This is a genomic window from Kitasatospora sp. NPDC058046 (assembly GCF_042885595.1).
Classification (GTDB): Bacteria; Actinomycetota; Actinomycetes; order Streptomycetales; family Streptomycetaceae; genus Kitasatospora.
Genome location: NZ_JBHVRS010000030.1, coordinates 1 through 5925, shown reverse-complemented (window position 1 = coordinate 5925; position 5925 = coordinate 1). Strand labels below are relative to the sequence as shown.

Below are 5925 nucleotides of genomic sequence, written 5' to 3'. Positions count from 1 at the left end.
GCCACCATGGGGGGGGTCGCCGCGTGGCTCCCAATGGTGTCCCCCCCGCCCACGCGCCGGGGGGCCCCCGCCCCCCTGGGGGGCGGGGCGCCCGCGCGCTTCCGGAGCCGGATCCGGAAACGACCGGAAAACCGATTTCGAATGTCGAACCGGCGTTCCTGAAAAAGCATTCCCCGGGGCATTCGAAAAAGCGTGCAATTGACCCCGGCGCCATTTCTGGATGGGATGTGGATCTCCCTCCCGAAGGGCTCCCACCGCCATGCCTGTGCTCACCCGGCTGGTCCTGCCGCACGCCGCCCCCCGGGTGGCCGCCGACCACCCCGCCGCCGACGAGGACGTCGCCTTCGGCCTGCTGCGCGCCCGCTGGCACGGCCGCGGCCTGGAGCTCACCGGCTTCGCCCGCCCGGACGGCCAGGACACCGGCCGGCCCGGCTCCGCCTGGACCTGGCTGACCCTGCGCCACCAGAACCGCTCCCAGCCGCCGCTGCACCTGCGCTCCCGCCCCCGCCGGATGCCCGAGGTCACCGACGACAGCGCCCAGTCCGAGCACAACCACGACTGGTCCGGCTTCACCGCCCTGATAGCCCCCGGCCGGCTGCGCCGCGGGGGCCACTGGCTGCTCGGCGACTGGCGGATCGAGGCCACGCTCTTCACCCGCCCCCGCCCCGCCCGGGTGCGCCGCCGGTACGGCGCCCTCGCCCCGTACTGGTGCGGGTCCGGCGAGTACCCGCCGGCCCACTGGGTGGACCACGACGTCCGGCTCCAGCCGTTCTTCGCCGACGGCCGGCTGCACCTGCGGCTGGAGCGCCCGGCCGTCCTGGTCACCCGGGCCGCCCCCGCCCCCGACGGCCTGGACCTGGACGGGGTCGCCGACACCTGCCCCTCCGGCACCGTGCTGCGGCTGCGCCACCGGGAGAGCGACGCGGTGGTCGAACGGCCGCTCGCCCGCACCGGCAACACCTTCACCGTCCGGGTGCCGTACCGGCCGTTCACCGCCGACGGGCGGGGCGGCGGCCGGCTGGAGCACTGGGACGCCGAACTGCTGTACCCCGACGGCGCCGCCGTGCAGCCCTGCCTCGACGAGCGCGGCGGCCCGGTGGCCGGCCAGCACCCGCTGCCCGGCGCCCCGGACCGGGTGCTCTACCTCAAGCACCTCGCCGACGGCCGGCTCCAGCTCTGCGTCCAGCCCGCGGCCGGCCTGGTCGACCGGATCGCCGTACGGGACGGCGGCTTCGAGCTGTCCGGCCACTGCCCGGGCCCGGCCTCGGCACTGGAGCTGGTGCTGCGCCACCCCGGCTCCGCGAGCGAGGTCCGCACCCCGGTCGGCACCGGCCCGGACGGCCGCTTCCGGGCCCGGGTGCCCGCCACCCGGACCGGCTCGGACGGCGTCGCGCTGCCACTGCGCAAGGGCGTCTGGGAGGCCGCGCTGGAGCCGGTCGGCCGCCCCGGGGACGGCCGGCCGCTGCTCGCCGCCCCCGCCGCGCTGACCGCCGTCCCCGCCGCCACCACCGCCGGCGGCAAGCGGATCCTGCTGCAACGCCGGTGGCACGACACCCTGGTGGTGGACTCCACCCCGGTGCTCACCGCCACCGAGCGCAGCGCCTGGACCCAGCACCGGCTGCGCACCGAGCGCTACCCGGCCGCCCGCCGCGCGCCGCTGCGCGAGGCGGTGCTGTACGACGTGTTCGGCGGCCGCGGCTACGCCGACTCCCCGCGCGCGGTGCACGCCGAACTCGCCCGCCGGGACGGCCGGTTGGAGCACCTGTGGGTGGTCGACGACGCCCAGGCCGCGCTGCCGCCCGGAGTCGTCCCGGTGCGGAGCTGGAGCCCGGAGTGGTACCGCGCGCTGGCCACCTGCCGGTACCTGGTCGGCAACACCCACTTCCCGGACTTCCTGGAGCGCCGCCCCGGCCAGGTCGTCGTGCAGACCTGGCACGGCTCCCTGCTGAAGCGGATCGCCCACGACGTCGAGAGCCCCTGGCTGGCCGACCGCGGCTACCTGCGGGCGCTCGACCGGGAGACCCCGCAGTGGAGCCTGCTGCTCTCCCCCAGCCCGTTCGCCACCCCGATCCTCCGGCGCGCCTTCCGCTACGGCGGCGAGCTGCTGGAGTCCGGCTACCCGCGCAACGACGTGCTCGCCCGCCCGGACCCGCGGGCCGCCGCGGCCGTCCGCCGCCGGCTCGGCGTCCCCGAGGGCCGGCGGATCGTGCTGTACGCGCCGACCTGGCGCGAGGACCAGCAGCGCGGTGACGGCGACGGGTTCCGGCTCGACCTGCGGCTGGACCTCGGCCACGCGCGGCGCCTGCTCGGCGCGGACCACGTGCTGCTGGTCCGTCCGCACGCGCACGTCCGCGAGCCGCTGCCGGGCGCCGGCGACGGCTTCCTGTACGACTGCGGGGACTACCCCGACCCGCAGGAACTGCTGCTGGTCGCGGACGTGCTGGTGACCGACTACTCGTCGATCATGTTCGACTTCGCCATCACCGGCCGCCCGATGTACTTCTTCACCTACGACCTGGAGCACTACCGCGACACCCTGCGCGGCTTCTCCTTCGACTTCGAGTCGAACGCCCCCGGCCCGCTGGTGCCCACGTCGGCCGAACTCCTCGGCGCGCTGCGCGAACTGGCCGACGGCGACGGCGGACCGCCGCCCGGCTACGCCGAGCGCTACCGGCGCTTCCGGGCCGAGCACTGCGCGCTGGACGACGGCGGCGCGGCCCGCCGGGTGGTCGACCGGATGCTCGAACTCGGCGGCCGGGGAGGGCTAGGACACACCCTCGGACACGCCCCGGAGCACACCCCGGTTCACCCGAACGGGTAGCTCCGCCAGGGCCGCCAGACCTCGTCCGCGTCGAAGCGGGAGAGGCCGAAGCCCGGCACCGGGAAGTCCGCCCGGAAGCCGCGCGCCTGCTCGTACGCCTGGTCCAGCACGTCCTCCGGCAGACCGTGGGCGACCGTCACGTGCGGGTGGTACGGGAACGCCAGCTCGCGGGCCAGCGGGCCGGAGCGGATGTCCGCCTCCAGCAGCCGGCACTCCTGCGCGCCCTCCTCGACCCGGACGTACACCACCGGGGAGACCGGGCGGAAGGTCCCGCCGCCGCGCAGCAGCATCCGGAACGGCCGGTGCGCGGCCGCCACCGCCGCCAGGTGCTCCTCGATCTTCGGCAGCTCCCCCGCGGGCACCTCGGTCGGCGGCAGCAGGGTGACGTGCGTGGGTATCGACCGGGCCAGCGGGTCGCCGTGCCCGGCCCGGGCGTCCTGGATCGCCGTGCCGTACGGGTCCGGGACGCTCACGGACACGCCGATGGTGACGACCTCGGGGAGGTCGTCACCACCGGGCAGGCGTGTGAGGGGATTCACCGCTTGGCGGCCGGGAGGAAGCCGATCCGGTCGTACACCGTCTCCAGCGTCACCGACGCCACCTCGCGGGCCTTCTCGGCGCCGATCGCCAGCACCCGGTCCAGCTCGGCCGGGTCGTCCAGGAACAGCCGGGTGCGCTCCTGGAAGGGGGTGACCCACTCGGTGAACAGCTCGGCCAGCTCGGTCTTCAGGGCGCCGTACATCTTGCCCTCGAAGTGCGCGACCAGCTGCTCGACCGACTGGCCGCTGAGCGCGGAGTGGACGCGCAGCAGGTTGGAGACGCCCGGCTTCCCCTCCTCGTCGTAGGACACGACGGTGCCGGTGTCGGTGACGGCGCTCTTGAACTTCTTGGCACTGGCCTTCGGGTCGTCCAGCAGGCTCACCAGGCCCTTGGGCGAGGAGGCCGACTTGCTCATCTTGACGGCCGGGTCCTGGAGGTCCTGGATCTTCGCCGTCTCCTTGAGGATGTACGGCTTCGGCACCGTGAGGGTCCGGCCGTAGCGGGTGTTGAAGCGCTCGGCGATGTCGCGGGTGATCTCCACGTGCTGGCGCTGGTCCTCGCCGACCGGGACGGCGTCGGCCTGGTAGAGCAGGATGTCCGCGATCTGGAGGATCGGGTAGGTGAACAGGCCGACCGTGGTGCCCTCGGCGCCGTACCGGGAGGACTTGTCCTTGAACTGGGTCATCCGCGAGGCCTCGCCGAAGCCGGTGAGGCAGTTCATCACCCAGGCGAGCTGCGCGTGCTCGGGCACGTGCGACTGGACGAACAGCGTGCAGTGGTCCGGGTCCAGGCCCGCGCCGAGCAGCTGGGCGGCGGAGACCCGGGTGTTCTCGCGCAGCGTCGCCGGGTCCTGGGGCACCGTGATCGCGTGCAGGTCGACGACCATGTAGAAGGCGTCGTTGTCCTTCTGCAGGTCGACCCACTGGCGCACCGCGCCCAGGTAGTTGCCGAGGTGGAACGAGCCGGAAGTGGGCTGGATGCCGGAGAGCACCCGGGGACGGTCCTTGACCGGACCAGTGACCGCTGCGTTGACCATGCGGGCCATTCTTCCAGTTCCACCGACCGCTCAGGAAACCTCCGCCCCCGCGGGCTCGGCCAGTGTGACCGCACTCACCCCCACCCGGGCGATCCGCCGGCCCTCGACCTTGGCCACCGTCAGCAGCACCCCGCCGCCCCCCTCGACGGGCACCCGCACCTGGTCGCCGTCCCGGGGCAGCCGGCCGAGCGCGGCGACCAGGCAGCCGGCCACCGTCTCGTACGGGCCCTCGGGCAGGGTGACGCCGGTCTCCTCGGCGAAGTCGCCGAGGTTGAGCAGACCGTCCAGCTCCATGCCGCCGCCGGCCAGCCGCCGGGTGGGGGCGGCCGCCGGGCTGTCGTACTCGTCCCGGATCTCGCCGATCACCTCCTCGACCAGGTCCTCCAGGGTGACGATCCCGGCGGTGCCGCCGTACTCGTCCACCACGATGGCCAGGTGGTGGCCCTCCCGGCGCATCTCGCCCATCGCCTCCAGCACCCGCTTGGTGCCGGGCAGCAGCTTCACCGGGCGGGCCAGGTCACGGACCTTGACGGCCTGCTCGCCGCGCGCGCCGTACAGGTCTCGGACGTGGACGAAGCCGACCACCGCGTCGGCGCTGCCCTCGACCACCGGGTAGCGCGAGTGCGGCGAGGTGTCGGCCTGGTGCCGGACGGCGGCCAGCGGGCGCTCGGCGTCCAGGAAGGTCACCTCGGTGCGCGGGACCATCACCTCGCGCAGCTGGCGCTCCCCGGCGGAGAACACGTCGGCGATCAACGCCCGTTCGTCGCTTCCGAGTTCGGTGTTGGCGGCGACCAGGCCGCGCAGCTCCTCGGAGCTCATCGAGCCGCGGCCCGCGGTCGGGTCGCCGCCGAGCAGCCGGACCATCAGGTTGGTGGAGTGGCCGAGCAGCCAGATCACCGGCCGCAGCACCACCGACATCACGTCCACCACCGGGGCGGCGACGACCGCGATCGACTCGGCGCGCTGCAGGCCGATCCGCTTGGGGGTCAGCTCGCCCAGCACCAGCGAGGCGTAGCTGATCACCAGGGTGAGGCCGACCAGGGCCACCGCGGCGGCCACCCCCTCGGACAGCCCGGCCCGGACGAACAGCGGGGCGACCTTGCCGGCCAGGGTGTCCGCGCCGAAGGCGGCGGACAGGAAGCCCATGCAGGTCACCCCGACCTGGACGGCGGCCAGGAAGCGGTTGGGGTCGGCGGCCAGGTGCGCGGCCCGGGCGGCGCGGCGGGTGCCGTGCGCCTCCAGCGTCCGGATCTGGCCCTCGCGCAGCGAGATCAGCGAGATCTCGGCGACGTTGAACAACCCGCCCAGCAGGATGAAGACGAGGACGAGCGCGGCGTCCCCGAGTGTTTCGTTCACAGCGGGCCAGTGTAGGACGGCCGGTACCGGCCGGGGCCGGACACGACGACGGAGCACCGGTCCGGACGCCGCCGCGGAACCCGGGCCCGCACGGCGGCGGAACCCGGTCCGGACACGGCGGCGGGGCGCCCCGGGGCGGGGGGGGGGGGTGGCCGGCGTAGGCCTGCTCCGT

Annotated in this window: 4 protein-coding genes; 1 reads left to right on the top strand and 3 read right to left on the bottom strand. The window is 74.6% G+C overall.

Annotated features, from left to right (window positions below; translation table 11 throughout):
* The first annotated feature begins 259 nt into the window (after positions 1-259).
* Positions 260-2821, top strand: a complete 2562-nt coding sequence (locus tag ACFVU7_RS39265) for a CDP-glycerol glycerophosphotransferase family protein (RefSeq protein WP_388050891.1) — start codon at positions 260-262, stop codon at positions 2819-2821.
* On the opposite strand, the gene ACFVU7_RS39260 is transcribed toward ACFVU7_RS39265, so the two are convergent.
* The 3 genes from ACFVU7_RS39260 to ACFVU7_RS39250 are packed head-to-tail and all read right to left on the bottom strand — an operon-like array spanning position 2806 to position 5753.
* Positions 2806-3360, bottom strand: coding sequence for a 2'-5' RNA ligase family protein (locus ACFVU7_RS39260; RefSeq protein WP_388050888.1), 555 nt, complete (start codon positions 3358-3360; stop codon positions 2806-2808). The genes ACFVU7_RS39265 and ACFVU7_RS39260 overlap by 16 nt on opposite strands.
* Positions 3357-4397: a tryptophan--tRNA ligase gene (gene trpS / locus ACFVU7_RS39255; RefSeq protein ID WP_049654802.1), complete on the bottom strand. Its 1041-nt coding sequence runs from the start codon at positions 4395-4397 to the stop codon at positions 3357-3359. The genes ACFVU7_RS39260 and trpS overlap by 4 nt, the downstream gene beginning before the upstream one ends.
* Before the next feature lie 30 nt (positions 4398-4427).
* On the bottom strand, positions 4428-5753 hold the full coding sequence (locus tag ACFVU7_RS39250) for a hemolysin family protein (RefSeq protein WP_049654801.1): 1326 nt from the start codon (positions 5751-5753) through the stop codon (positions 4428-4430).
* Positions 5754-5925 lie beyond the last annotated feature (172 nt).